The sequence below is a fragment of the Breoghania sp. JC706 genome (assembly GCF_037026715.1).
Lineage (GTDB): Bacteria > Pseudomonadota > Alphaproteobacteria > Rhizobiales > Stappiaceae > Breoghania.
Genome location: NZ_JBANCG010000004.1, coordinates 484,618 through 511,084 on the forward strand (window position 1 = coordinate 484,618; position 26,467 = coordinate 511,084).

Consider the following 26,467-nt stretch of genomic DNA (forward strand, 5'->3'; position numbering starts at 1 on the left):
GCAAGCTTGCCGGCATGACACGCATCAACGACATGCCGGGCCATCTCATCCGGCGATTTCAGCAGATTGCGGTGGCTCTTTTTCACGCGGAGGTGGAAGCGGCCGGCTTCGACCTGACGCCGGTGCAATACGCCGCGCTGGAGCGCGTGGCGCGTTCGCCCGATATCGACCAGGCGACGCTCGCGGGCCTCATCGCCTACGACCGCACGACCATCACCGGCGTGATCGACCGGCTTGTTGCCAAGGGATTGCTGACCCGCAAGGTTTCAGACAGGGACCGCCGGGCGCGCACGTTGCATGTGACGGATACGGGCCTGGAAACGTTGCATGCCGCCACGCCGGCCGTGGAAGCGGCGCAGGACCGGATGTTGCAAGGTCTGAGTGCGGGCGAGCGCGCCGAATTCCTGCGCCTGACGAAAAAGGCGCTGGAGGCCGTCAACGACCTCAGCCGGGCACCGCTCAAGGAGCGGTAAAGGGGCTGAGAGGGAGCGCTCGCTGCGATCTTTCCCTCAGACATGTTTCTCCGCCGTCATTGCCCGGCGAAGTCCGGGCAATCCACCGGGCAGCGGCACATGCGGAGCGCGCGGGATCCCCCGGACGAAGCCGGGGGACGACGATGGAGAGGGCGGAGGACTGCGAAAAACGGCCCCCCCGCCGGGGATCGCCCCCTGAACGTCCCCACCGCAACGGCTACAGGATGAACCGCGACAGGTCCGCGTTCCGGGCGATATCGCCGATGTTCTCGCGCACGTAGGCGCCGTCGACCGTGAAGGTTTCGCCGGCACGGTCGGGGGCAGTATAGGAAATCTCGTCGAGGATGCGTTCCATCACCGTCTGCAGGCGACGCGCACCGATGTTCTCGATGGAGGAATTGATCTCCACCGCGATGGAGGCGATCTCGTCGATGGCATCGTCGGTAATCTCCAGCATCACCTCCTCCGTCGCCATCAGCGCCACGTACTGCTTGATCAGGCTCGCCTCGGTGTCGGTGAGGATGGCGCGGAAATCGTCCCGCGTCAGCGCCTTCAGTTCCACGCGGATCGGCAGGCGGCCCTGAAGCTCCGGCAGGAGATCCGAGGGCTTGGCGACGTGGAAGGCGCCCGAGGCGATGAACAGGATGTGGTCCGTCTTCACCGAGCCGTGCTTGGTGGAAACGGTGGTGCCCTCGATCAGCGGCAACAGGTCACGCTGCACGCCCTCGCGGCTGACGTCGGCGCCGCCGCGGGTCTCACGGGCGCAGATCTTGTCGATTTCATCCAGAAAGACGATGCCGTTCTCCTCAACGAGCCGGATTGCCTCCTGAACGAGCTGGTCCTCGTCGAGCAGCTTGTCGCTCTCCTCGTTAATTAGGAACTCGTAGCTGTCGGCGACCGTCACTCGCTTGGTCTTCTTGGCGCCGCCGAACGCCTTGCCGAGAACGTCTGAGAGGTTCATCACGCCGACCGAGCCGCCGCCCATGCCAGGCAGGTCCAGTGTCGGCATTGTCGGCTGGGCGGTCACCTCGATTTCGATTTCCTTGTCGTCGAGTTCGCCCGCATGCAGGCGCTTCCTGAAGCTGGTGCGCGTTGCCGGCGAGGCGGCGGGGCCCACGAGAGCATCAAGCACGCGTTCTTCCGCCTGCTCCTGCGCCTTGGCCTGCACGGACTTGCGCTTTTCCGCGCGCACCAACGTGATGCCGGATTCCACGAGATCACGCACGATCTGCTCCACGTCGCGCCCGACATAGCCGACCTCGGTGAACTTGGTCGCCTCCACCTTGATAAAGGGCGCGTTGGCGAGCTTGGCCAGGCGGCGCGAGATCTCCGTCTTGCCGACGCCGGTCGGCCCGATCATCAGGATGTTCTTGGGCAGCACCTCATCGCGCATGTCGCCCTTCAGCTGCTGGCGGCGCCAGCGGTTGCGAAGCGCGATGGCCACGGCGCGCTTGGCGTCCTTCTGGCCGATGATGAAGCGGTCTAGTTCCGAGACGATTTCCCGGGGAGAAAAGTCGGTCATTTTTCGTGTGTCCTGATGGGAGGGACGTAGTCGAAGAGCCAGGATCCGGAAAACGGCGCCAGCACGAGGCGGCGCACGGAGGTCCAGCCGGACCCGAGCGTGAGAACGAAGAGGCCGAGAATGAGGAGCGAGGCGGCGACGATCCCCTGATTGCTGAGATTTGTCAGCCGCAGCAGCGTGTAGAGCGCGATGCCGGTATAGCCGAGCGCGGAGACGAGCAGCGCCCGGCGGTCGACGATTATGGCGACCAGGCTCAGGGCAAAGACGATGCCGATGACCGGCAATGCGCCGTCATTGTCGAGCGAGCTTGCTGGCAGAAACGAAATCGCGGAATGGACGATCAGCGGAGCGGCCAGCATGTGCAGCCAGAAGGCCTTGTCCGTATTGAGTGTGATGCGCTTCAGATCGCGGCTGTCATACCACATCGCGCTGGCGAAACAGGCGACGCCCGCCAGCATCGTGAAGAGCGAGAGGTTCAGCGACACGAGGCCCGGCCGGATGGTCTCCGCGATCGAGAGCACCGTAATCAGGATGCCGGCCACGATCCAGGCGAGCGAGATTGGCACCCGGAACCTTGAATAGAAGGCCGTTGCCGCCGCAAGGGCCGCGATCCCACCCACGAGATAGAGCTCGTAATTGCCGGATGTCATCAGCAGGAAAGTGCCCTCTTCGCCGTAACCGGCGCGCAGGTTCCATGTCGCCATGAAGGTGAGGGCGACATAGGAGACGAAAGCGAGAGCCAGCAGAATGGACGGGAGTGCCAGCCGCAGGCGTTTCGTGAGCCACTCGGCCAGAAGCCAGGTGATGACGCACATCACGCCGTAGAACACGACCAGTGACGGTCCTTCCCTGAGGGGCACGATCGTGGCGCTGGTCCAGTTCAGGCCGATGAACAGGATAAAGAGTCCGATCGAGATGAACACGTCGTGGAAGCCACGCGCGAAGCGCACTTCCTCGCGGTCGGCGGACGCCTCGTCGGTGCGCGCGTAGTGCGCGACGAGCGCATCCGCCTGGATCGGCGTCAGCAGCCCGGCATCGACCGCGCTCTGCAGTTCCTCACGATCGAGCATCCAGGCTCTCCACCACCACGTTGCCGTTGGTGTAGATGCAGATATCGGCGGCAATCGCCATCGCCTTGCGGGCGATCGTCTCCGCATCCATGTCCGTGTCCATCAGAGCGCGCGCGGCCGCCAGTGCGTAGTTGCCGCCGGACCCGATGCCCGCGACACCGCCTTCCGGTTCCAGCACGTCGCCCGTGCCGGTCAGCACCAGCGAATGGGACGCATCCGCCACCAGCATCATCGCCTCCAACTTGCGCAGGTAGCGGTCGGTGCGCCAGTCCTTGGCGAGCTCCACGCAGGCGCGCATCAGCTGGTCGGGATACTGTTCCAGCTTCGATTCAAGCCGCTCCAGCAGCGTGAAGGCATCGGCGGTGGCACCCGCGAAACCGGCGATCACGTTGCCCTTGGCGAGCGGGCGCACCTTGCGCGCGGTCGACTTGATCACCGTCTGGCCGAGCGAGACCTGTCCGTCGCCGGCGATGACGACCTTGTCGCCCTTGCGCACCGTGACGATGGTCGTGCCGTGCCAGACCTCGAAATCGCTCATTCTGAAGCTCCGCTCGTTTCCGGATGGCGCGGGGCGCCGCCGACAGGCCGCGCACCCTCCGCGTCTTGAAAGGGGTGACCCTCTATGTATGCGCGCCGGTGGCCGGTTCCAACCTCGCACGCGATCGCGGCGGGCCTAAAGCGTATAGCGCACGGCTTCCCGGATCAGGCGCGCGGTGACCTGCCGCAGGAGGTCGGCCGCGCGGTCATCGCAAAGCGATCCGTTCTCGCCGAAGGCGTCCTGCGCGCGCGCCAGCGCCAACTGCTCGGGAATGACCGCGGCGCCCAGCCCCAGCTCCAGGATCGGCCGCAGCGCCATCAGCGCGCGGATACCGCCATATTGCCCGTTGCTTGCCGCGGCAACCGCAAACACCCGGTTGCGGAAGGGGCTCTCGTAGGGCTCGCCCACGGCACCGCGCCGGCTCATCCAGTCGAGCGTGTTCTTCAAGAGTGCGGGGATGGAGGCGTTGTATTCCGGCGTCACCATCAGGATGCCGTGATGGGTGAGGAAATGCCGGGCGAGCCTCTTCGCCGGCTCCGGCACGCCGTTCTCGTCCTCCAGATCGCCGTTGTAGATCGGCAGGGGATAGTCGGCGAGCGAGATCCGGGTGATCTCCGCATCCGCAAGCGCCAGTTCCTTCACCGCCGCGGCGGCCAGACGCGCGTTGATCGACCCGCCGCGCGTGGAGCCGGCAAGCACGAGGATCCTGGGATGGCGCATGGACGTCTCCTTCGGTGCGAACCCCGATCGGCTGCGCATGAGCTCAACGGGCGCACAGGCGGTCAGGCCCTTAACCCGGGCAAGGGCTCTCACTAAGACAAGACGGGCAGGGTATCAATCACCGGTTGGGAGAACATGCGGCCGGTGCGCGCGGGCGCGATCGCCCTCACGCCTTGCGGTAGACCCAGACGCGGGCCGGCGGCAGGTTCATCAGCACCCAGGGCGAGCGCTCAACGGTGAAGAGGCCGGGCTCGGCGGGAACCGGCGGCACGAGGGCGTAGGAGAACTGAATGAAGGGTGCGCCCGGCTCCAGCAGCTCCAGCGCCTGGAGAAGCAGCTCGCGACGTTCCGCCGGCGGGCGGGTAAAGAGCGGCAGCGAGGAGATGATGCTGGCGAGCGAGCCGTCCTCTGCCCCCTCCAGCGTCTGCTTGAGCGCATAGGCGTCGCCCTGGACGACCGCCAGCCCGGGAAAGCGCCGGCGCAGCAGCGTGCAGAAATCGTCGTTGTATTCCAGCGCGATCAGGCGGTTCGCATCAATGCCGCGATCGACCAGCGCCTTGGTGACCACCCCCGTGCCCGGTCCGAGCTCGAGAATGGCTCCGGCGCGCTGAGGCTCCGCCTCGCTCGCCATGAGCTTCGACAGCGCCGGCCCGGAGGGGCTGACGGCACCGGTTTTCAGCGGGTTTTCGACCCAGCTGCGAAAGAAGCGCGCCTCGTCGAGGATCTTGGAGGAAAAACGCTTGGCCCGAACCGCGACGGGGTGGTTCATCGAGGTCTCCCGAATGGTGATGACTTCAGTCTGGCGCCCTTGCCGGGCTGTTCTTGCCAATCGACGTGTGGGGATGCGACTGGGGACCTGCTCACGGGCGAATGTGCACCCTGTGAGTCGGCCGTGGCGAATGTAAGGCAGAATGCGGACAGACCGAAACCCGGTTGGCGGCCGAAATTTCTCAACCGCCCAGATTGTCGATGAAGTCCTTCACCCGGGCAAAGAAGCCGGTCGATTCGGGATTGTTCTCATGCGATGAGTTCGCCTCGAATTCCTGCAGAAGCTCGCGCTGGCGCTTGGTCAGGTTTTGCGGCGTCTCCACCGTTACCTGGATGTACATGTCGCCATGCTGGGTGGAGCGCATTACCGGCATGCCCTTGCCCTTGAGGCGGAACTGCTTGCCGGTCTGGGTCCCTTCGGGAACCTTCACCCGCGTCTTGCCGCCATCAACCGTCGGCACCTCGAACTGGCCGCCAAGCGCCGCCGTCGTCATGGAGATGGGCGCACGGCAGAAGAGATCGGCGCCGTCGCGCTGGAAGAAGGCGTGCGGGCGGATCGACAGGAAGATATAGAGATCGCCGGCCGGACCGCCGCGAAGTCCCGCTTCGCCCTCTCCGGCCAGCCGGATGCGCGTGCCGTCCTCGATACCGGCGGGAATGTTGACGGAAAGCGTGCGCTCCTCCACCCGCCGGCCGGTGCCGGAGCAGTCGGGACAGGGATCGGAAATGATCTCGCCGCGGCCCTGGCAGTGCGGGCAGGTGCGTTCCAGCGTGAAGAAGCCCTGGCTGGCGCGAACCCGGCCCGCGCCGCCGCAGGTGCGGCACGTGGTGGGGCTCGATCCGGGCTTGGCGCCGGAGCCGGTGCACGTCTCGCACACGATCGAGGTCGGAACCTCGATCTCCACCGTCTTGCCGGTGTAGGCCTCCTCCAGATCAATATCCATGTTGTAGCGCAGGTCCGCCCCGCGCTCGCGTCCGCCGCCGCCCGCCCGGCGCCCGCCGCCGCCACCCATGCCGCCGAAGAACTCGTCGAAGATGTCCGACATGGTGGAGGCGAAATCGCCGGAGAAGCCGCGCGCACCCGCGCCCATGCCGCCATTCTCGAACGCCGCATGGCCGAAGCGGTCATAAGCCGCGCGCCGGTCCGCGTCCTTCAGGACGTCGTAGGCTTCGCTGATTTCCTTGAATTTCGCTTCCGCTGCCGCGTCGTCGGGATTGCGGTCGGGGTGGTATTTCATCGCGAGCTTGCGGAAGGCGCTCTTCAGCGTCTTGTCATCCGCATCGCGGGTAACACCCAGAACCTCGTAATAGTCCAGCTTGGCCATTGGCTGTCCATACCTCAACGACGGGCCGGCAGACGGACCCGTTAAGCAGACACCCGACAAACGGAGCGAGCGGCGCGAATCCCGCCGGGGCGGAACATCGCAACGCGAATGCGCTCACATTCGCAAGGGCACGTCATCGATTCCAGGAAGGGGCAGGATCATGGTGCTGCTGGCGGCATTCGGCTCCGCCCGGCTGACCCCGATCCCGGATCAAGGATCCCGGATCGTACAACCCGGACCGGGGCGGAGCGCCCCTCGCATCACCCATGGCCCCCGATGCGGGAAATGCCGCCGGCGCCAGGCCGGCCGCCGCATCCCGCACATTCACTGGAAATCCGTAGCGATCAAGCGAAAGCCGGCGCTCAGGCACCGGCTCCCGCATTTTCGATCTGCGGCCTCGTTACGCCGACTTCTTGTCGTCGTCGACTTCCTCGAAGTCGGCATCGACCACGTCGTCGGCCTCGCCGCCGGCGCTTTCACCGGCCTCGGACGTCTCGCCGCCCTCCGCCTGCTGCGCCTGATACATCGCCTCGCCCAGCTTCATGGACGCCTCGGCAAGCTTCTGCGAAGCGGCCTTGATGGCCTCGACATCATCGCCTTCGTTGGCGCTCTTCAGCTCGGCGAGCGCCGCCTCGATGGTCGACTTGTCGGCCGCCGACACCTTGTCGCCGTGCTCGGCGAGCGTCTTCTCCGTGGAGTGGATCAGCGCTTCGGCCTGGTTCTTGGCCTCGACCAGTTCCTTGCGCTTCTTGTCTTCCTCGGCATGCGCCTCGGCGTCCTTCACCATCTGCTCGATGTCGGCATCCGAAAGCCCGCCAGACGCCTGGATGCGGATCTGCTGCTCCTTGCCGGTGCCCTTGTCGCGGGCCGACACGTTGACGATACCGTTGGCGTCGATGTCGAACGTGACCTCGATCTGCGGCACGCCGCGCGGAGCCGGAGGAATGCCCACCAGATCGAACTGGCCGAGCAGCTTGTTGTCCGCCGCCATTTCGCGCTCGCCCTGGAACACGCGGATGGTGACCGCGTTCTGGCTGTCCTCGGCGGTGGAGAAGGTGTTGGACTTCTTCGACGGGATGGTCGTGTTGCGGTCGATCAGCCGGGTAAACACGCCGCCCAGCGTCTCGATGCCCAGCGACAGCGGGGTCACGTCGAGCAGCAGCACGTCCTTGACGTCGCCCTGCAGGACACCCGCCTGAATGGCAGCACCCATGGCGACGACCTCGTCCGGGTTCACGCCCTTGTGCGGCTCCTTGCCGAAGAAGTTCTTCACCACTTCCTGGATCTTGGGCATGCGCGTCATGCCGCCGACGAGAACCACCTCGTCGATCTGGCCGACGGAGAGACCGGCATCCTTCAGCGCCGCCTTGCACGGGCCCATCGTCTTCTGGACCAGATCCTCCACCAGCGCCTCGAACTTGGCGCGGGTCAGTTTCATGGTCAGGTGCTTCGGGCCGGAGGCGTCCGCCGTGATGAACGGCAGGTTGACTTCCGTCTGCGTGGAGGAGGAGAGCTCGATCTTGGCCTTCTCGGCCGCTTCCTTCAGGCGCTGCAGCGCGAGCTTGTCGCCCTTCAGGTCGATGCCCTGGTCCTTCTTGAACTCCTCGGCCAGATAGTCGACGAGGCGCATGTCGAAGTCCTCGCCGCCCAGGAACGTATCACCGTTCGTGGACTTCACCTCGAAGACGCCGTCGCCGATCTCCAGAATGGAGACGTCGAACGTGCCGCCGCCAAGGTCATAGACCGCGATGGTCTTGCCGTCGTTCTTGTCGAGGCCGTAGGCAAGAGCAGCAGCCGTCGGCTCGTTGATGATGCGCAGGACTTCCAGGCCGGCGATCTTGCCGGCGTCCTTGGTGGCCTGGCGCTGGGCGTCGTTGAAGTAGGCCGGCACGGTGATGACCGCCTGCTCGACCTTCTCGCCCAGATAACTCTCGGCCGTTTCCTTCATCTTCTGAAGGGTGAAGGCGGAAATCTGCGAGGGCGAATACTTCTCACCCGCAGCCTCGACCCAGGCGTCGCCGTTGCCGCCCTTGACGATCGTGTAAGGAACAAGATCCTTGTCCTTGGAGACCGTGGGGTCGTCATAGCGCCGGCCGATGAGCCGCTTGACCGCGAAAAGCGTGTTGGAGGGGTTCGTCACCGCCTGGCGCTTGGCCGGCTGGCCGACGAGGCGCTCGCCGTCGTCGGTGAAGGCAACGATGGAGGGCGTGGTGCGCGCGCCTTCCGCATTCTCGATAACTTTCGGATTCTTGCCGTCCATGACGGCGACGCACGAGTTGGTCGTGCCGAGGTCAATGCCAATGACCTTACCCATAGTCTCATCTCCTTTCGGCAAACCGCCCGGACCCGTTCGGCATCCGGTGAAGCCGGGGTCAAAACCCGGCCGGTTCCCATCTGACCTGACCGGCGGACGCAACGTCTGCCGGCACTGGACCCTTGTTGATGACCTGTCGGAGCAAACCGGCTATCGCTCTCCGGGCACCCCTGCTGAGCGCTATATAAGAGGCGATTTGGATGCCTGCAAGGCGCGTGGGCATGGCTGCGCGTCTCGTTTTTCCTCGCAGACGGCCCATGATCGCCGCAGAGAACCGCAGCGACGGGGCGCAAGGGCGAAACCGGGTGGACCCCGGGCGCCTCGCTTGATTAGCTGTGCAGGAAACACCCCAAGCCCGATGCGGCCCCCATCGGCGACACGCGAAGGCCCGAATTGCCCACAGTATCCGCTACGAAATCAGGCCCGCCCCCGGGCTTCCGCCATCTTCCCGGTCACCTCGAGCGCACCGCGCAGGAGGCGCTGGTCGAGGAAATACGCGCCGTGGTGCGCGCCGCGCCGCTGTTCCAGCCCATGATGCCGCGCACCGGAAAGCCCTTTTCCGTGCGCATGTCGAATTGCGGTCCCCTGGGGTGGGTGGCCGACCGCACCGGCTACCGCTACCAGCCGACCCATCCGGTGACGGGCGCGCCCTGGCCGGCGATGCCGCCGGTGCTGCTCGATCTTTGGACTGAGCTGTCGGGCTATCCGGCAGAGCCGGAGGCCTGCCTGATCAACTTCTACGGCGAAACGGCTCGGATGGGCCTTCACCGCGATGAAGACGAGGAAGATTTCTCCGCCCCCGTGTTCTCGATCTCGCTCGGCGACACCTGCCGCTTCCGCATAGGCGGTCCATCGCGCAAGGACCCGACATCCTCGTTCAAGCTGGCCTCCGGTGACATCGTTCTTCTCGCGGGCGAGGCGCGCACGGCGTATCACGGGGTCGACAGGATCTATCCCGCCACATCGACACTGCTGAAGGACGGCGGCCGGATCAACCTGACGATGCGGCGGGTGACGAAGGTCTAGGCCCCGCCATCCGGTCGCAACAGCAATGCCTCGGGCTGGCCACGCCTCATCCGCGGCCCGCTTGCATGCGCCCTGCGCATCTCCGGATCTTCCAGTCATGCGCGTAGCGCAATGGTCGTCGCGTCCGCTTTCCATTACCCTTGCGGCTCAAACGGTCCCAGAACCGTACTGCGCGAAATTCCTCACCTTCATTTCAAGACGGACTTCCATGACGGGCGAACCTCAACGATCCGCTCGCAAGGGCGTCGACGTCGACACTGCGCACAACTTCACGGCCGAACAGCTGAAGGCGCGGCTTGCAGGCATCCTACTGATCGTCGCCGCGGTCGCGCTCTTCTCCTGCCTCGATACCACGGCCAAATACCTCGGTCGCCACGTGCCGGCGCTGGAGGTGGTGTGGTTCCGTTTCGCCAGCCATCTGGTGCTCGCCATTTTCGCGTTCCGGCTGTGGAAGCGACCTCACATCATCCGGACGCGCCGACCGCTCTTGCAGATCGTGCGCTCGTTCGGGCTGCTGGGCTCCACCGTCTTCAATTTTCAGGCGCTGCAATATCTCCAGCTGTCGGAGACGGTTTCGATCATGTTCGCAGGCCCCCTCCTGGTCACGGCGCTGGCCGGCCCCGTGCTCGGCGAATGGGCCGGGCGGCGGCGCTGGACGGCGATCCTGATCGGCTTTTGCGGCGTTCTCGTCGTGACGAGGCCCGGGCTCGGCGGGCTGCACTGGGCGGTCGGTTTCTCGCTCGCCGCCATGGTCTCTTACGCAATCTACGCACTCACCACGCGGCTCCTGACGGAGACCGAATCGGTCGACGGCATGCTGATCATTTCCGCCGCCGTCGCCATGCTCGTCATGACGCCTTCCGCGATCATCGTCTGGGAGACGCCGCAAACGCCCGGCCTGTGGCTGCTACTCTTCAGCACCGGCCTTTATGGCGGGCTCGGCCACTGGCTGCTCACCAAGGCACACGCCATCGTGCCCGCTCCCGTTCTGGCGCCGTTCTTCTACAGCCAGATCGTCTGGATGGTCGGGCTCGGCTACATCGTCTTCTCAGACATCCCCGGAGCCACCACCGTGCTCGGCGCCTCGATCATCGTCGGCTCCGGCCTGTACCTGCTCTATCGCGAGCGCCACCTCAACAAATCGACGGCTCCTATACCGGAAGCCTGAAATGCAGACGATTGTCGCAGTAATCGTATTTATGATTATTATCTGTATAATTGACTATATATTCGCTCCGAGGCCGCAATAGCGAATAATTAATACCCTTAACTTATACGAAGATCGAGAATGTTCACGCCGGGAGCACTCTGGATGTCTGTTTTCAATACGGTACGCGGCCGACTTTACTCGGTCGCGGCAGGGACCATCGTCGCACTCGCGGTCCTGGGCGGAATATCCTGGTATTCAAGCACGAGCAGCGCCCGTGCCTTCATGTCACTGGAGGCGCTGAACGCACAGCTTGCCGTCATGCAGGAAATGCGGCTGGCGAATGTGGAACTGGTATTGGCGGCGATGGACTCCATCATCGACCGCGACGCGGGCCGCATCGAGCCGGAGCGGATGGCGACGATCGACAAGTCGCTTGCGATGCTGAAGTACGGCCTCGCACCCGCGGCCGTGCTGTCGCGTCAGGTCGGCCAACCCGACCTGACGGCCACGCTGGGCGCCGACATCGACGCCGTCGGCCGCGCAGTCCGCGTCGATCTTGACCGCATGCTGCGCGAGAACGCCAGCGAAGAGGAATTCGCCAAACTCGATGACGTCATCGACGGAGCCGGCGAGCGCGTGACCAAGAATCTCGCTGCCCTGACGGACGCGGGACTTGCCCGCGTCCGGCGGGATATCGCGGCGTCCAATGCCCTGGTGGCGTGGACGCGCACCCTCCAGGTCTCCACGGCGCTGCTGGCAATCCTGATCGTCGGTCCCGGCATATTCCTTGTCAGCCGCTCGATCGTCCGGCCGATCGGACGGCTGCGGGACGTCATGGGCGAGCTCGCCGGCGGCAAGACCGACATCGAGATCATCGACGCGCGGCGCAAGGACGAACTCGGCGAGATGGCCCGCGCGGTAACCGTATTCCGCGACGCGGCGGTGCGGCAGGCGGAAATGTCGGCGCGTGAGCAGGCAGAGCAGACGGCCAAGAGTGCGCGGCAGGGGCGCGTCGAAGCCCTCATCGAAGGCTTCCGGGGTCGGGTCGCCGCGCTGATGGGCTCGCTCAGCGCCAACACCGAACAGATGGAGAAGGTGGCCACCTCACTTTCGGACACCGCTTCCGATACCAGCGGGCGGGCGGAGCGGGCCTCCGATGCCTCAACCCGCGCGTCCGGCGGCGTGGAAACGGTGGCGGCTGCGGCGGAGGAACTGTCAACATCGATTGCCGAGATCGACCGCCAGGTGCGCCAGACGTCGAACATCGTGCAGGAGGCGACCTCGTCCGCACAATCCACGACCTCCCAGGTCGCAAGTCTTGCAGACGCGGCCCAGAAGATCGGCGCGGTCGTCTCGCTCATCCAGGACATCGCGGAACAGACCAACATGCTGGCGCTCAACGCCACCATCGAGGCCGCCCGAGCCGGGGAGGCCGGACGCGGTTTCGCGGTGGTGGCCTCGGAAGTGAAGGAACTCGCCACCCAGACGTCGAAGGCGACGGAGGAGATCGGCGCCCACATCGCCGCAATCCAGGGCTCCACCGACGGTGCCGTCGTGGCGATCGACGAGATCGCCGAGAAGATCGACAGCGTCAATAGGTTCACGTCCAGCATCGCCAGCGCGGTCGGCGAGCAGGGGGAGGCGACAGCCGAAATCTCTCGCTCCGTCATGGAAGCTGCGGCGGGAACCCGGGAGGCCGCCGACAACATCGCCGGGGTGAGCGATACCGCCGCGCAAACGACAACTTCGGCCGCGGCCATGCGCGGCTCCGTCTCCGAACTGGCGAACCATGCCCGGGCGCTCAATGCCGAGATCGACACGTTCCTGAACGAAGTGACGGCCGCCTGAGACGCCCGCTCGACTGATCGCCCCCCGATCCGCTTGCTGCCGGCCTGCTCCATGGATTTTCGGCAAGACAATTGTCATTGAAAATCCGGGCGCGGGACGGTTGGATCGCGTTGACACAGCCACGACACGGGCGGACATGGACGATCACGGATCGCGCCGGAAGGACAGGACGTCCTCGGGGCACAGGCACGCGACGGCGGAAGCGCCGAACCGACGCAAGCGACTGACGCTCAGCCATCTTGCGGAGCGCCTCGGTGTGTCCACCGCAACGATCTCGCTGGCACTGCGCAACTCCCCGCTGGTGGCGCAGGCCACCCGCGAGCGTGTCAAGCGAGAAGCAGAGGCGGCGGGCTACATCTACAACCGATCCGCCGCAGCACTCAGGACCGCGCGCTCCAATGTCGTCGGCGTCGCCGTCCACGATATCCTCAACCCCTATTTCGCCGAGATCTTCGGGGCGCTGGAGGACACGCTCGGCGCAAGCGACCAGATCGTCTTCATCTGCAATCACCGCGACGACGTGGAGCGCCAGCGCACCTTCGTCCAGGCACTTTTGCAGCACCGCGCCGACGGGCTGGTGCTGTGCCCTTCGGTGGACACGAGCCCCGCGGAGATCAACCGGCTGGTCGACGCGGGGTTGCCGGTCACCCTGATCTGCCGTGACGTGGAAGGGGCGCGGGCGCCGGTGGTGCGCGGCGACGATATCGCCGGGGCGCTGGAGGCCGTACGCCATCTTATCGCCGCCGGCCATCGCGACATCGCATTTCTCGGCGGCAGGCGCGGCTCCTCCACCGGCCGCGACCGGCACGAGGGTTGGGTCCGGGCCCTCCGCGAGGCCGGCATCGACCCGGACGCCCAGCTCTACGAGCCGGAACTGATGACCCGCGCCCACGGATTCGCTGCCGTGGACCTGCTGCTCGCACGCGAGCCGCGCCCCTCGGCGGTGATGTGCTTCAACGACATGGTCGCCCGCGGCCTTATCGAGGCGTTGCGCCGGCACGGGATCGAGGCCGGACGCGACATCGCGATCATCGGCTATGACGATGCCCTTGATGCCGCGACCGCGACGCCCTCGCTCTCCACGGTCAACAACGGAGCCGCCGAAATCGGCGCGCGCGCGGCCGCGATGATCCTCGCCCAGGTTGCCGGCGCGCCGATAACGGCCGACCGGGTGATCATCGCCCCCCACCTGGTGGAGCGCGAGAGCACGGGCGGCCGCCGTCGGTAGTCAGAGCCGGGCTGTCGGGAGCTGTCCTCGCAGCGTTTGCAGCCTGCCCCCCGCACAGGTGTGAGCCGGGGCAGGCTGGTCTTTCGTCCGGCAGAGCCGGAGGTCTCCTATCTGACGAGCCGCATGTGCGGTTCGCCGTTGGAGGTTCTGGTCGCCGTCACACCGGAGCCGTCGAGCGTCGCCGTCACGCGTTTGCGGAACGAGGAAAAGCTGTCGAACGTGACGACGTCGACCGGCTCGTCGAAGTCGATCTCGACCCGGTGGCGGGCGGCCGCCCCCTCGCCGAGCATGTGGACCGAGACCACCCGCCCGATAAAGGGCTGGCCGAGATAGGTGCCGCGCACCGTTTCACCGACCTGGAGGGGCCTGTCCGCCCGATCCCGCTCGACCTCGCCATCCGCAGGCGGACCGTTGCCGATGGCGGCATGCATCGTGTTCCAGTCACGGTAGCCGTGCTGGTGGGCGACGAGTTCCAGCGCCCGGCCGTGCGAAAGCTCGGTGCCAGAGGCGGCAAGGTCGGCGCGCAGGCGTTTGGCCTGACGCTTGGCGTCGTCAAGGGTTGGAAGCGTGTTTCCGTTCATCGCAAGCCTCATCAGGTCCGAGCATGCGGCTGAAGGGACGGTGCTCGCGTTGCCGTCGCGCCGCGCCGTCGGACTTTGCGGACTGCGGAACGAATAAAGGAAGGGCTTCACCATGACCTGTCGGGCCTTGCGAGCGGCTGGGGCCTTCCACCCGGCGGGCTAGGTAGGTATGGATGACGCGAATGTCAATGCTCGATGATCGACGCGCACGCAAAGGAGACCCCATGAAGCTCTACGGCATCGCCAATTGCGACACGGTAAAGAAGGCCCGGCGCTTTCTGGACGAGGCCGGGGTGGCCTACACGTTCCACGACTACAAGAAGATGGGCGTCGACAAGGCGGCACTGCGCGCGCAGGTGGCGGAATTCGGCTGGGAAAAGATCCTGAACACCCGCGGCACCACGTGGCGCAAGCAGCCCGACACGGTGAAGGCGGCAACCACCAGCGAGGCCGCGGCGATTGACCTGATGCTGGCCGAACCCTCGATTATCAAGCGTCCGATCGTGGAGGCAGAAGGACGTCGCCTGCTGGGCTTCGATCCCACCGCCTGGGAGATTGCGCTTGCCGCCGGAGAACTGAAATAGATCAGGCCCCCAAAAACTGGATCCCCCGGACGAAGCCGGGGGATAGCAGCGCAAAGGCGTGAGTGCGAGACTCAGCCGGGCCGAAAGCCGCCTAGACGCGCATCGGCATCAGAACATAGAGCGTATCGTCGGCTCCGGAATTCTGGACCAGCGTCGGCGAGCCCGGATCGGCCAGACGGAAGATCGCGGTCTCGCTGGTGAGCTGGTTGGCGATGTCGAGCAGGTAGCGCGAGTTGAAGCCGATCTCGATCGGATCGGAATCGTAGTCCACCACCAGCTCTTCCGTCGCCGAGCCCGAATCCGGGTTGTTGACGGTCAGCACCATGCGGCCCTCGCTCATGGCGAGCTTCACCGCGCGGCCGCGTTCGGACGAAATGGTGGAGACGCGGTCGACCGCCTTCTCGAACTCGTCGCGCTCAACCTGCAGTTCCTTGTCGTTGCCCTGCGGGATGACGCGGCCGTAGTCGGGGAACGTACCGTCGATAAGCTTGGAGGTGAGCACCACCGGGCCGGTGGTCAGCCGGATTTTGGTCTCCGACAGCTCGATGGCAACGTTGGCTTCCGGCTCGTCCAGCAACTTCTGGATTTCGCCGACCGTCTTGCGCGGCACGATGATACCCGGCATGCCGACCGCACCGGCGGGCGCCGCCACCTCGGCCTGGGCAAGGCGATGGCCGTCGGTCGCGACCGCGCGGAAGCGCGGCCCGTTCGGCCCCTCCACCGTGTGGAAGTAGATGCCGTTAAGGTAGTAGCGCGTCTCCTCGGTGGAGATGGCGAACTGGGTGCGGTCGATCAGCTTTCGGAAGTCGGCCGCCGCCACCTCGAAGGAATGGCTGAAGTCGCCGGCGGTGAGATCGGGGAAATCGGATTCGGGCAGCATCTGCAGCGCAAAGCGCGAGCGCCCGGCCCGGATTTCCAGCGTCGCCTGATCCGACGACGTTTCCATCACCACCTGCGAGCCTTCCGGCAGCTTGCGCACGATGTCGTAGAACATGTGCGCGGGCACCGTGGTCGCTCCCGGCACCTCCACGAGGGCCGGAACCGTTTCGGAGATTTCCAGATCGAGGTCGGTCGCCTTCAGCCGCAACTCGCCGCCGTCAGCGCGGATCAGCACGTTCGACAGGATGGGAATCGTGTTGCGGCGCTCGACGACCCGGTGGACATGGGCCAGGGACTTCAGAAGATCTGTCCGCTCGAGGGTCGCTTTCATGAAAGTCGGTCCGTCATTGGCCGGGCTTACGGACACTGTCCGCGAAGGCCCGGAAACATCAAGGCTTCTGGTGAGCCGGGGGGATACGAACCTGCCCGTATTGTGTGGCGAATGCAAGGGGGCAGAGAGCCTGTGGGCGGCCTGTTGATGGCCTTGCGTCCGAAATGCCGGCGCGCGCCGGCAAAGCCTCAAAAAAAACGGCCCCGTCCGCAGGGACTGGGCCGCCTTGTCGCCTCAAACCGGTGCCGGCGGAACTGCGCGCGCGGGCACCGGGTTCGGATAAACCGGTCTCAGCTGTCCAGCATGCGCTTCAGGAGTTCGATCTCCTGAGCGAGCGCGGGATCGTTCTTCACCAGTTCCTCGATCTTGCGCACGGCGTGCAGCACGGTCGTGTGATCGCGGTTGCCAAAGCGGCGGCCGATCTCGGGCAGCGAGCGCGGCGTCAGCATCTTGGCCAGATACATCGCGATCTGGCGCGGACGCACGATGGTGCGCGTGCGCCGGGCCGACAGAAGGTCGGGCTTGGACACGTTATAGTGCTTGGAGACGACGCGCTGGATGTCCTCGATCTTGACCCGGCGCGGCTCGTGCGTGCGCACCAGATCGCGAAGCGTCAGCTCCGCCATCTCCGGCGTGATCGGCTGGTTGGTGAGCTGGTTGTGGGCGACCAGCCGGTTGAGCGCGCCTTCCAGATCACGGCCGTTGGCGGTGACGTTGGAAGCGACGTAGTCGAGCACTCCATCCGGCATGGCGAAATTGGGATGGGCGGCAGCCACCTGACGGGTGCGGTTGGCCAGGATCGCGCGGCGCAGCTCGTAGTCCGGCGTCTGGATGCCGACGACGAGACCGCCGGCAAGCCGCGAGCGGACGCGGTCGTCGAGCGTCTCCAGCTCCGCCGGAGCGCGGTCGGCCGCAACCACCACCTGGCGCGCGCCGTCGATCAGCGAATTCAGCGTGTGGCAGAATTCCTGCTGCACCTGCTTGCCGTGCAGGAACTGCATGTCGTCGATGAGCAGCAGGTCGATGCCGCGCAGCGTGTCCTTGAAGGCGAGCGCGGATTGCGACTTCAGCGCCGCCACGAAGCGGTACATAAAGTGCTCGGCGGTCAGATACAGCACCTTGCGGCCGCTGTTGCGCGCCTCTGCCGCCACCGCATGCAGAAGGTGCGTCTTGCCGAGGCCGACGCTGGCGTGGAGATAGAGCGGGTTGTAGGTGACCGGTCCGTTGCCTGCGACCTGACGGGCAGCCGCGAGCGCAAGCGCATTCGAGCGGCCTTCCACGAAGGTCGAGAAGGTGTACTTCGGATCGAGTGCGGCCCCTTCCAGCACGTCGGAGACGATCGCGGACTGGTTGGCGGGTTCCGGCGTGCGCATCTGGCCTGCGGAGAACGAGCGCGCCTGCATCATGTCGGGGACCGACACGGCGCGCGCCTCGCCCACCGAGGACTTCAACGAACCGGCGGTGGCCACGCCGCCCTGGCTGGCGGCCTGGGCAACGACGGACGGGCGCGCCCTGACGGCGCCGCGCACGGTCAGCTCGATGCGATTGATGTCGCCACACTCGCTCTGCCACAGGTTGATCAGCCGGTCGCGATAGTGCGACTGGATCCACTGCTTCAGGAAACGGGTGGGCACCGAAAGGCAGACGGTTCCATCGGGGCCCCGGCTTTCGAGATCGACCCGTGCGAACCAACTCGAAAACACATCCTCGCCGAGCTCCGCCCGAAGCCGCTTTTTCACGCGGCTCCACTGTTCCGGTCCCGGCACTCCTGAAACGTCCATGCCTGCATCTCCAATCTGTCGATAGGGGCGGGCCGCCGCGCCCGCTCACCTCCTGTAAACAAGCCGCGTCTTGAAGCGCGGCCTCATTCTTTCGCCGGTCCGGCGCATCCCGCCCGGGATGCTGCTGCCGACGTTTTCCTTTTGCCAGACCCTCCGGGGGCAGCCCGCTTCCAGCCGCGTGCGGCCGAAATCGGAACGCGCTCCATTCCGGAATGCCGGAACACCGTTGCCGCGATGCCGTTTCGCGGGGCGCTCCGGCCGCCTACATCGGCCCGGGTCCGGCGCGGACGGTCACTGCCGCCCGACCAGACGCGATACTCTTAACGCTACATCACCTCTCACAAAACGCGTGAACGTGTCGCCGCCGCTCCGGTCTGCCGCCCGCGGGGGATGCGAGGATCGGCACCAGGAAGGCGACGTTTCCCTCAGGACTGCCGCCAGGGCAGCCCCTCGTGTTTCCAGCCTTCCACCGTGCCACGGTGGCGGTCTGCGTCGAGCGGGCCTTCAAAGCCGCCCGACACGTTGTAGCAGGGAGCAAAGCCCGCCGCGGTCATGGCGACGGCGGCGGCCCGGCTGCGAACGCCGGACCTGCACAGGAAATAGATTGCCCCATCCTTCGCGCCGCGCTGCTCGATCAGCCGGGCGAGCGTGGCGACGAAATCGGGATTGGCGGCTCCGGTCGGATAGCTCTGCCACTCGACGAAAAGAGCATCGCGGCCCAGCGGCGACAGGTCCGGAACACCCACATAGTTCCATTCCGCCTGGGTACGGACGTCCACCAGCGTGGCCGTCGGATCCTCTTCCAGCGCCTTGTACGTCTGCGCCGCCGAAGCGTCGCCAGCGTAAGCGCCGGCCGTTGAATTAGACATAGAGCCCCCTTGCAGCAGGCCTGAACCGGCTGCATCATTTTCTGGTCAGTTCAAGATTTATTCGGATCGAACGCCGGCGTGGGGTCCGGCTGAGACGGGCGGAGACATAAGCCTCTTAGGTCGTTCTGTCGAGCCACCTTGTGAAGATGACAATCCGCCTAAAGCGCTCCGGGAGAAACTAGGCTTATTATTTAGGCAATACATCCCCATTGCTCTCACCGGAGGCCCTCAAACCTTCTTTTTTAGATTAACACGGGGTGCCGCGCCCCGGTTAAATTGAACATAAACACCTTCCCGGACAGGGGCAACCACGTGGATTCCACTATCCGGCGGGGCAGGCAGAACGACGTGAGGTCAAGTTCGAAACGCGACTGCAGGGGCATTTGGATAAGGCTTGTGGACTCAACGGATTTCGAGAATTGCTGCGACGTGAGGACGCGCGAACGAAACGCGAGATTTTTTTTTCGACACGCGATCTTGACTCAGGCGGAATCGCCAACGCCCATCGCACCGGACTCGCAACATATCAGTAAGTATCTGTATTCATGTCATTTTCTGTGTCATCCCCATAGCCGCCGAAAGAGCCGTACAGGTGTGCCTTTTCGGGGCGCCCGGGCCCTGTTCAATTTGCCGACTAAAAGAAAACCCGGCTTCAAACCGGGTTTGGGAAGAAACCTCCCGCAGGGTACGATTTTTCATCCGCAGCCCGTTCTCGCCGCCCGTACTGACGGGAAGGTTAACACTCGGTAAACGCCATCCGGCCAGCCCCGTTCCTCTTTAGAGATCCATGCCCGGCTAATCCCGTCCCGCCCTTCACCCCATCGACCGCAAGCCGATAGAACGCACGACATCGGGCGCCTGCCCGCTTGTAATTGCGAGCAGCACCTGACCGCGACCGGTCGGCATCGCGAGAAGACGGTCCGCTAAAGACCGCCCTGCCCTCGATGCCGTCATGACGTCGATGGAGAAAGGGCGCAGAAACAGGAAAAGGCACGGGGCCGAGGCCTCGCCGCGGCCAACATCCGGCAACGCATCGCTGCGTTCCGGATCTGTGGCCGCGTTTCCTGACGGATTCCGGGACGGGCCAAGCCGCCCGGACGGCCTCGAAGGCCGGCAGACGGATTGTCAACCGGACACGCGCTCCGGATGAAGCGCGATCCTCCGCATGGCCCCGAAGGGCCCGGAAGGATCCGGAAATGGATCAGGCGATCGCCTTGACCCGCTTGTTCAGGCGAGAAACCTTGCGCGCGCCGGTATTGGCGTGCAGCACGCCCTTGGAGACGTTGCTCATGATGATCGACTGAGCAGCCTTCAGGGCTTCCGCCGCAGCGGTCTTGTCGCCGGAGGTGATGGCTTCCTCGACGCGGCGGATGAACGTCCGCATGCGGCTGCGACGTGCCTGGTTCACGGCCGTCCGGCGGGCAATCTTGCGGGCCGCCTTCTTGGCCGAAGGAGTGTTGGCCATAGGCTCTTATCCTGGTCCAATGAGTGAAACTGTCGAAATGCGGTTTCGAAGGTCCGGGTCCACCCTGCGCATCCGGGGCTCACACCCCTTTTCCGCATTGCGTCCGGCACAAACGAAACCGGCGGCGGAAGACCGCCACCGATTGGATCGGGCTTATAGTGCGACACGGCCTCAAGGTCAACGACCTAGAGCGTTAATCCTGCGGGCGACGTCGGCCACCCGACAAGAATCCGCTCCGGATCAACGTGTTGAACTCATTCACGGCGATCAGATCGGAGAGATCCGGTCGCCGGATGCACGAGCCGCACCTGCGCTTTTGCAGCCCTACTTGTTCTTGAACTGAGGTGAACGCTTCTCGATGAAGGCACGCATCCCCTCGCTCTGGTCCTCGGTCGCAAAGGAAGCGTGAAACATCCGTCGCTCGAAACGCGTGCCCTCGGCAAGCGTCGTCTCGTAGGCACGGTTGACGCTTTCCTTGATCATCATGACGATGGGCAGCGACATATCCGCGATCTTGTGAGCGACGTTGAGCGCCTCCTCCACCAGGTCGGCGGCCGGCACGACACGACTGACGAGGCCGGCGCGTTCCGCCTCCTCCGCATCCATGAAGCGCCCGCTCAGGCACATTTCCATGGCCTTGGCCTTGCCCACGAAGCGGGTGAGCCGCTGTGTGCCGCCGGCGCCCGGCACGACGCCGAGCGTCACCTCAGGCTGGCCGAACTTGGCATTGTCGCCGGCAATGATGAAATCGCACATCATCGCAAGCTCGCAGCCGCCACCGAGCGCATAGCCCGACACCGCGGCGATCACCGGCTTGCGCGTGCGCGTCACCCGCTCCCATGGCGTGATATGGTCGCACTTGTAGGCTTCGGCGAAATCGAAATCCGCCATTTCCTTGATATCCGCTCCGGCGGCGAACGCCTTTTCCGATCCGGTCAGCACGATGCAGCCGATCTTGTCGTCCGCCTCGAACGTGTCGAGAGCCCGGTTGAGCTCCTCGAAAAGCGCATTCGACAGGGCATTAAGCGCGGACGGGCGGTCGAGCGTGATCAGCCCGACACGGCCACGCGTCTCCACCCGAATGTTCTCGTAGGCCATGATTCCTCCGAAAGGACAGACGAGATCCCCGACGATGGAACTGTCGCGGGGCCTCTTGGCTTGGCAGCGCCGGACGTGTTTGCTCCGACCGCCGTGCAAAAGGCGTATCGGCTGGCGCAGCCGGGCGCAACAGGACTTGTGCGCGCCCGGGTCTCGCGGCGAGCCTCCGAGCCCGCCCTCCAAAGACGTCGCCGGGGCGACCGGTAACGGGCGGAGCTGACGCAAGGACCCGAAGGCTCGCCCCCGGCGACAGAGGAATGGGAGAACGATGCGGCGACGGCGGTACCGGCGAGCGACGACTTTGCCATGCGCACATCGGTGCGGCCTACGGCCGCTCCCCGGCTCAGCGCTGACAGGCGCGGCAATAGAAGGTGGAGCGGCCGGACTGGACGATACGGGCGATGGTGCCGCGGCAGCCTGGATGGCGACAGGGCGCGCCCTCGCGGTCGTAGGCGGCGAAGGAATGCTGGAAATAGCCGAGCGTACCGTCGGTCTTCATGTGGTCGCGCAAGGTGGAGCCGCCGGCCGCCACCGCTTCGCCAAGCACGGTGCGGATCGCCTCCGCCAGACGCCCGGCGGCGGTGGTGGGCCGGCCGGATTTCGTGACCAGCGTCCCGGCCGCGCGCATGGGCGAAAGCCTTGCCCGCCACAGCGCCTCGCAGACATAGATGTTGCCGAGACCGGCAATCAGCTTCTGGTCGAGAAGAGCGGCCTTCAGCGGTGTCGCGCGCCCGACGAAGGCTGTCGCAAGCCACTGGCCGTCGAGCGCGTTGCCAAGCGGTTCCAGCCCCAGATGCGCGAAGAGAGGATGGGTCTCGAGCCCGGCACGCGCGGCAAGCGTCATGAAGCCGAAGCGGCGCGGGTCGTTATAGATGACATGCGCGGGCGCCCCGGCGACGGTTTCCAGATGCAGCACGACATGGTCGTGGCGCTCGTTCTTGGAGCGCGGATGATGGAAGGCGCCCGGCGCGTCGGAGACGGAGGGCGCCAGGCTTTCCACGATACGGAACGAGCCGGACATGCCCAGATGCATGACCAGCACGTCGCCGGAGGAGAGATCGGCGAGCAGATACTTCGCGCGTCGGCCGAGCGCCTTGATGCGCTGGCCTTCGAGCCTTGTCACGAAATCGGGGGGAAAGGGGAAGCGCAGGTCCGCGCGGCGCTGTTCCACCCGGGCGATTCGCGCGCCCTCCATGACCGGGGCAAGGCCACGGCGCACGGTTTCGACCTCGGGCAGTTCGGGCATGGTTTCTCCTTGAGCCGCTTTGCCGTAAAAGGCGGCGGTACAGGCAACGGAATCGGACCGCCTACCCGGCATTGGAGTGCCTTGCCGCGAACCATAGATAAGCCGTGCCGGTCGTTATATCCAAGGTCGGCATATCCAAGGCCGATCAAAAAAGGGCGGCCGAAGGGCGGCGAAGGCTCTATAAGGGCCGGGAGCGGTTTCCCGTCGTGCGGACGAACGCGCCGGCACGACCGGAAACCGCTCCGGATCAATACCTTGGGCATGGTGTTTTCGATCGGCCGGATGGCGCCGGATCGCACGATGCTCCAGCACCGAACAGGGAGTTCATCTCATGGCAGGCGACGGGACAGACAGCTCAGCAGCGGCCGGCGCTGGAACAACGGAGCAGGCAAGCTTCGGCTTCCGCACCGTGGCGCTCGGCGAGAAGCAGGGCATGGTCGACCACGTCTTCCATCAGGTGGCCAGCCGTTACGACCTGATGAACGACCTGATGTCGGGCGGCATGCACCGCCTGTGGAAGGACGCGATGGTCTCCTGGATCGCGCCGCCGCGCAAATCGCGCCGCACGTGGCGCCTGCTCGACGTGGCCGGCGGCACCGGCGACATCGCCACCCGCATCGTTGAAAGCGGAGAGCGTATCGAAGCCACCGTGTGCGACATCAACAATTCGATGCTGACGGTGGGCCGCGACCGCGCGGCGATGCGCGGACATGCCCACGACATCCGCTTCGCCCAGGGCAACGCGGAGAGCCTGCCCTTTCCCGACAATCATTTCGACGCCTACACGATCGCCTTCGGCATCCGCAACGTGCCGCGCATCCAGGTGGCGCTTGACGAGGCCTTCCGCGTGCTCAAGCGCGGCGGGCGTTTCATGTGCCTGGAATTCACCCAGGTCGACGTGCCGGTGCTCGACAGGATCTACGATCTCTATTCCTTCAACGTCATCCCGCGCATGGGCCAGGCGGTGACGGGCGACGGCGACAGTTACCAGTATCTGGTGGAATCGATCCGCCAGTTCCCCAATCAGGCGCGTTTTGCGCACATGATCGGGAAGGCGGGCTTTTCGCGCGTCGACTACCGCAACCTCTCCGGCGGCATCGCCGCGCTGCATTCCGGCTGGAAGCTCTAGATGCTGTCGACGCTGGTCAATTTCGTCCGCCTCCTCCATGCCGGCTACGTCATGGCGCGCGAGGGCGTGTTCGGGCTCGTCGAACTGCCCGACCTGCCGCCGGGACCGCGGCTGGCGCTCCGCCTCATCCGGCTGATCGAGCGCAAGTCCGCGCGCCGAGCGGACGCGGGGGCGCGCATCTCCGTCGCCTTCAATCGGCTCGGCCCCTCCTACGTGAAGATGGGCCAGTTCCTGGCAACCCGGCCGGACGTGGTCGGCCGCGAGGTCGCAACCGAGCTTTCGCTGCTGCAGGACCGACTGGAGGCCTTCCCGCGCGACGAGGCGATCCGCATGGTGCAGGAGGCGCTCGGCGCCCCCATAGACCAGCTTTTCATCGATTTTGGCGAGCCGGTCGCCGCCGCCTCCATCGCGCAGGTTCATCCTGCGCATGTGGAGGATGAATTTGGCGAGACGCGCAAGGTCGCGGTGAAGGTGCTGAGGCCCGGCGTCGCCCACCGCTTTGCCCGCGATCTCAAGTCCTTCTACCTGGCCGCCCGCATCATCGAACGGTTCCATCCGCCTTCGCGCCGGCTGCGGCCGATCGCCGTCGTGGATACGCTCGCGCGTTCCGTGGAGCTGGAAATGGACCTCCGCCTGGAGGCCGCCGCCCTGTCGGAGATGGCGGAAAACACGACGGACGATCCCGGTTTCCGGGTCCCGGAGGTGGACTGGACACGCACCTCCAAGGGCGTCTTGACGATGGAATGGATCGCCGGCCGCAAGCTCTCCGACGTCGAGGGCATCGAGGAGGACGGGCACGACCTCGTCGCGCTCGGCGCCAACGTGATCCAGAGTTTCCTGCGCCATGCGCTGCGCGACGGCTTCTTCCACGCCGACATGCATCAGGGCAATCTCTTCGTCAGCGATGAAGGCGATCTCGTCGCCGTCGATTTCGGCATCACCGGCCGGCTCGACAAGGCGGAGCGGCGGTTTCTCGCCGAAATCCTGTTCGGCTTCATCACCCGCGACTACATGCGCGTGGCGGAGGTGCATTTCGAGGCGGGCTATGTGCCCAAGACGCAGGACGTGGGCGTTTTCGCGCAAGCGATCCGCGCCATCGGCGAGCCGATCCACGGCCACAAGGCCTCCGACATCTCCATGGCGCGCCTGCTCACCCAGCTGTTCGAGGTGACCGAGCTCTTCGCCATGACCACCCAGCCGCAGCTGATCATGCTGCAGAAGACCATGGTGGTGGTGGAAGGCGTGGCCCGCTCGCTCGACCCCGGCCTCGACATGTGGAAGACGGCGGAACCGGTGGTGCGCACGTGGATCGAGCGCAATCTGGGGCCCGCCGGCCGCCTGCAGGATGCGGGCGAGAGCCTGTCGACGCTGATGCGGCTGGCCGGCGAACTCCCCGTGCTCGCCAAGCGCGCGGAACGCATCGTGGAAGAAATCGACACGCTCGCAACGCGCGGCGTGAAGGTGGAGCCCGACATGCTGGAGGCCTGGGCCCGGGCGCGCGCCAAGAGCAACCGGCTGGGCGCGGTCGCGATGTGGGTCATTGCCGTGGCGCTGGTGGCGATCGTCCTGGAGGGGTGGTGGTAGCTGCGCGAGGGAAGCTCCACCCGTGACCTTGCGCCGAGAGGCGCCTCCTTCCGCTTTGCCCCTTTGCACACCGCCTGCTATGACGCACGGCAACAGTAAGGATCTTGGAGCCACCATGTCTGATATGCGTCTCGTCGTCGTCGGAGCCAGCGGACGGATGGGCCGCCAGCTGGTCAAGGCCATCACCGAAATGTCCGGCGTCACGCTTTGCGCGGCGATCGAACGCGCGGGCGCGGAGTGCCTCGGCCAGGATGCCGGCGTGCTTGCGGGCGTGGGCGAACTGGGTGTTCCGCTCACCGACGATCCGCTGGCCGCCTTCGTCAAGGCCGAGGGCGTTCTCGATTTCACCCGGCCGGAGGCCACCGTCGGCTTTGCCGAACTGAGCGCCCAGGCGCGCATCGTCCACGTCATCGGCACGACCGGTTTCGAGGCCGAGCACCAGGCGAAGATCGAGGCCGCAGCCCGGCATGCCCGCATCGTCAAGTCCGGGAATATGAGCCTCGGCGTGAACCTGCTGGCGGGACTGGTGCGAAGTGCCGCGAAGGCGCTCGACGAGGATTTCGACATCGAGATCGTCGAGATGCACCACCGCCACAAGGTGGACGCCCCGTCCGGGACCGCACTCTTGCTCGGCGAGGCAGCGGCGGACGGTCGCGAGATCTCGCTTGAGGAACGGTCCGTGCGCGGCCGCGACGGCATTACAGGCGAGCGCCCCGTTGGCGACATCGGCTTTGCATCCTTGCGCGGCGGTTCCGTCGTCGGCGACCACACGGTGATCCTCGCCGGCGAGGGCGAGCGCATCGAACTCACCCACCGCGCCCAGGACCGTGCCATCTTCGCGCGCGGTGCGATCAAGGCCGCGCTGTGGGCCCGCCGGCAGAAGCCCGGCCTCTATTCCATGGCCGACGTGCTCGGCCTTTGAGCGATACGCAGACACG

General features: G+C 65.5%; 23 protein-coding genes. 9 read left to right on the forward strand and 14 right to left on the reverse strand.

Annotation, left to right across the window (positions count from 1 at the left end):
• Window positions 1-14: 14 nt before the first annotated feature.
• Window positions 15-473 carry a MarR family transcriptional regulator gene (locus V2L18_RS10720; protein WP_336178294.1) on the forward strand — a complete coding sequence of 153 codons (459 nt, stop codon included), beginning with the start codon at window positions 15-17 and terminating at the stop codon, window positions 471-473.
• A gap of 217 nt (window positions 474-690) precedes the next feature.
• Here the strand turns inward: V2L18_RS10720 and hslU are convergent, their stop codons facing one another.
• From hslU to dnaK, 7 genes are all read right to left on the reverse strand, one after another.
• On the reverse strand, window positions 691-1,995 hold the full coding sequence (hslU, locus tag V2L18_RS10725) for an ATP-dependent protease ATPase subunit HslU (RefSeq protein WP_336178218.1): 1,305 nt from the start codon (window positions 1,993-1,995) through the stop codon (window positions 691-693).
• The gene (locus tag V2L18_RS10730; protein ID WP_336178219.1) at window positions 1,992-3,065 is read right to left on the reverse strand and encodes a hypothetical protein; all 1,074 of its coding nucleotides are present in this window, start codon (window positions 3,063-3,065) and stop codon (window positions 1,992-1,994) included. The genes hslU and V2L18_RS10730 overlap by 4 nt, the downstream gene beginning before the upstream one ends.
• Window positions 3,052-3,603 (reverse strand): ATP-dependent protease subunit HslV, encoded by a 552-nt coding sequence (gene hslV, locus V2L18_RS10735; protein ID WP_336178220.1) that lies wholly within the window; start codon window positions 3,601-3,603, stop codon window positions 3,052-3,054. Before hslV ends, V2L18_RS10730 begins: the two co-directional genes overlap by 14 nt.
• 135 nt (window positions 3,604-3,738) lie before the next feature.
• Window positions 3,739-4,323: an NAD(P)H-dependent oxidoreductase gene (locus V2L18_RS10740; protein ID WP_336178221.1), complete on the reverse strand. Its 585-nt coding sequence runs from the start codon at window positions 4,321-4,323 to the stop codon at window positions 3,739-3,741.
• A 166-nt stretch (window positions 4,324-4,489) separates the two neighbouring features.
• Window positions 4,490-5,092, reverse strand: a complete 603-nt coding sequence (locus V2L18_RS10745; RefSeq protein WP_336178222.1) for a methyltransferase domain-containing protein — start codon at window positions 5,090-5,092, stop codon at window positions 4,490-4,492.
• A 181-nt stretch (window positions 5,093-5,273) separates the two neighbouring features.
• Complete coding sequence (gene dnaJ / locus V2L18_RS10750) at window positions 5,274-6,416, reverse strand: molecular chaperone DnaJ (protein ID WP_336178223.1); 1,143 nt, start codon at window positions 6,414-6,416, stop codon at window positions 5,274-5,276.
• 400 nt (window positions 6,417-6,816) lie between these two features.
• Entirely contained in the window at window positions 6,817-8,730 is a 1,914-nt protein-coding gene (gene dnaK / locus V2L18_RS10755) for a molecular chaperone DnaK (RefSeq protein WP_336178224.1), read from the reverse strand.
• 393 nt (window positions 8,731-9,123) lie between these two features.
• Here dnaK and V2L18_RS10760 point away from each other — a divergent pair, with 393 nt between their 5' ends.
• The 4 genes from V2L18_RS10760 to V2L18_RS10775 all read left to right on the forward strand — a co-directional run bounded on the left by V2L18_RS10760 (window position 9,124) and on the right by V2L18_RS10775 (window position 13,982).
• The gene (locus V2L18_RS10760; protein ID WP_336178225.1) at window positions 9,124-9,756 is read left to right on the forward strand and encodes an alpha-ketoglutarate-dependent dioxygenase AlkB; all 633 of its coding nucleotides are present in this window, start codon (window positions 9,124-9,126) and stop codon (window positions 9,754-9,756) included.
• 208 nt (window positions 9,757-9,964) lie between these two features.
• Complete coding sequence (locus V2L18_RS10765; protein ID WP_336178226.1) at window positions 9,965-10,924, forward strand: DMT family transporter; 960 nt, start codon at window positions 9,965-9,967, stop codon at window positions 10,922-10,924.
• A 144-nt stretch (window positions 10,925-11,068) separates the two neighbouring features.
• On the forward strand, window positions 11,069-12,754 hold the full coding sequence (locus V2L18_RS10770; RefSeq protein ID WP_336178227.1) for a HAMP domain-containing methyl-accepting chemotaxis protein: 1,686 nt from the start codon (window positions 11,069-11,071) through the stop codon (window positions 12,752-12,754).
• Between the two features lie 136 nt (window positions 12,755-12,890).
• Window positions 12,891-13,982, forward strand: coding sequence for a LacI family DNA-binding transcriptional regulator (locus tag V2L18_RS10775; RefSeq protein ID WP_336178228.1), 1,092 nt, complete (start codon window positions 12,891-12,893; stop codon window positions 13,980-13,982).
• A gap of 107 nt (window positions 13,983-14,089) precedes the next feature.
• Here the strand turns inward: V2L18_RS10775 and V2L18_RS10780 are convergent, their stop codons facing one another.
• Window positions 14,090-14,563, reverse strand: a complete 474-nt coding sequence (locus tag V2L18_RS10780) for a glyoxalase superfamily protein (protein ID WP_336178229.1) — start codon at window positions 14,561-14,563, stop codon at window positions 14,090-14,092.
• Window positions 14,564-14,787: 224 nt separating this feature from the next.
• Here V2L18_RS10780 and V2L18_RS10785 point away from each other — a divergent pair, with 224 nt between their 5' ends.
• Window positions 14,788-15,147, forward strand: a complete 360-nt coding sequence (locus V2L18_RS10785; RefSeq protein WP_336178230.1) for an ArsC family reductase — start codon at window positions 14,788-14,790, stop codon at window positions 15,145-15,147.
• Window positions 15,148-15,238: 91 nt separating this feature from the next.
• Here the strand turns inward: V2L18_RS10785 and dnaN are convergent, their stop codons facing one another.
• The 6 genes from dnaN to mutM all read right to left on the reverse strand — a co-directional run bounded on the left by dnaN (window position 15,239) and on the right by mutM (window position 22,816).
• Entirely contained in the window at window positions 15,239-16,357 is a 1,119-nt protein-coding gene (dnaN, locus tag V2L18_RS10790) for a DNA polymerase III subunit beta (protein ID WP_336178231.1), read from the reverse strand.
• Between the two features lie 290 nt (window positions 16,358-16,647).
• Window positions 16,648-18,138, reverse strand: a complete 1,491-nt coding sequence (dnaA, locus tag V2L18_RS10795; protein ID WP_336178232.1) for a chromosomal replication initiator protein DnaA — start codon at window positions 18,136-18,138, stop codon at window positions 16,648-16,650.
• 425 nt (window positions 18,139-18,563) lie between these two features.
• Window positions 18,564-19,007, reverse strand: a complete 444-nt coding sequence (locus V2L18_RS10800; RefSeq protein WP_336178233.1) for a rhodanese-like domain-containing protein — start codon at window positions 19,005-19,007, stop codon at window positions 18,564-18,566.
• Between the two features lie 1,201 nt (window positions 19,008-20,208).
• Window positions 20,209-20,472 carry a 30S ribosomal protein S20 gene (gene rpsT, locus V2L18_RS10805; RefSeq protein ID WP_336178234.1) on the reverse strand — a complete coding sequence of 88 codons (264 nt, stop codon included), beginning with the start codon at window positions 20,470-20,472 and terminating at the stop codon, window positions 20,209-20,211.
• Between the two features lie 324 nt (window positions 20,473-20,796).
• Window positions 20,797-21,570 (reverse strand): enoyl-CoA hydratase, encoded by a 774-nt coding sequence (locus V2L18_RS10810; RefSeq protein ID WP_336178235.1) that lies wholly within the window; start codon window positions 21,568-21,570, stop codon window positions 20,797-20,799.
• 343 nt (window positions 21,571-21,913) lie between these two features.
• Window positions 21,914-22,816, reverse strand: coding sequence for a bifunctional DNA-formamidopyrimidine glycosylase/DNA-(apurinic or apyrimidinic site) lyase (gene mutM, locus V2L18_RS10815; RefSeq protein WP_336178236.1), 903 nt, complete (start codon window positions 22,814-22,816; stop codon window positions 21,914-21,916).
• Window positions 22,817-23,147: 331 nt separating this feature from the next.
• On the opposite strand from mutM, the gene ubiE reads away from it, so the two are divergent.
• From ubiE to dapB, 3 genes are all read left to right on the forward strand, one after another.
• Window positions 23,148-23,945, forward strand: coding sequence for a bifunctional demethylmenaquinone methyltransferase/2-methoxy-6-polyprenyl-1,4-benzoquinol methylase UbiE (ubiE, locus tag V2L18_RS10820; protein WP_336178237.1), 798 nt, complete (start codon window positions 23,148-23,150; stop codon window positions 23,943-23,945).
• Entirely contained in the window at window positions 23,946-25,529 is a 1,584-nt protein-coding gene (gene ubiB / locus V2L18_RS10825; RefSeq protein ID WP_336178238.1) for a 2-polyprenylphenol 6-hydroxylase, read from the forward strand.
• Between the two features lie 115 nt (window positions 25,530-25,644).
• Window positions 25,645-26,451: a 4-hydroxy-tetrahydrodipicolinate reductase gene (gene dapB, locus V2L18_RS10830; protein ID WP_336178239.1), complete on the forward strand. Its 807-nt coding sequence runs from the start codon at window positions 25,645-25,647 to the stop codon at window positions 26,449-26,451.
• Window positions 26,452-26,467: the final 16 nt, after the last annotated feature.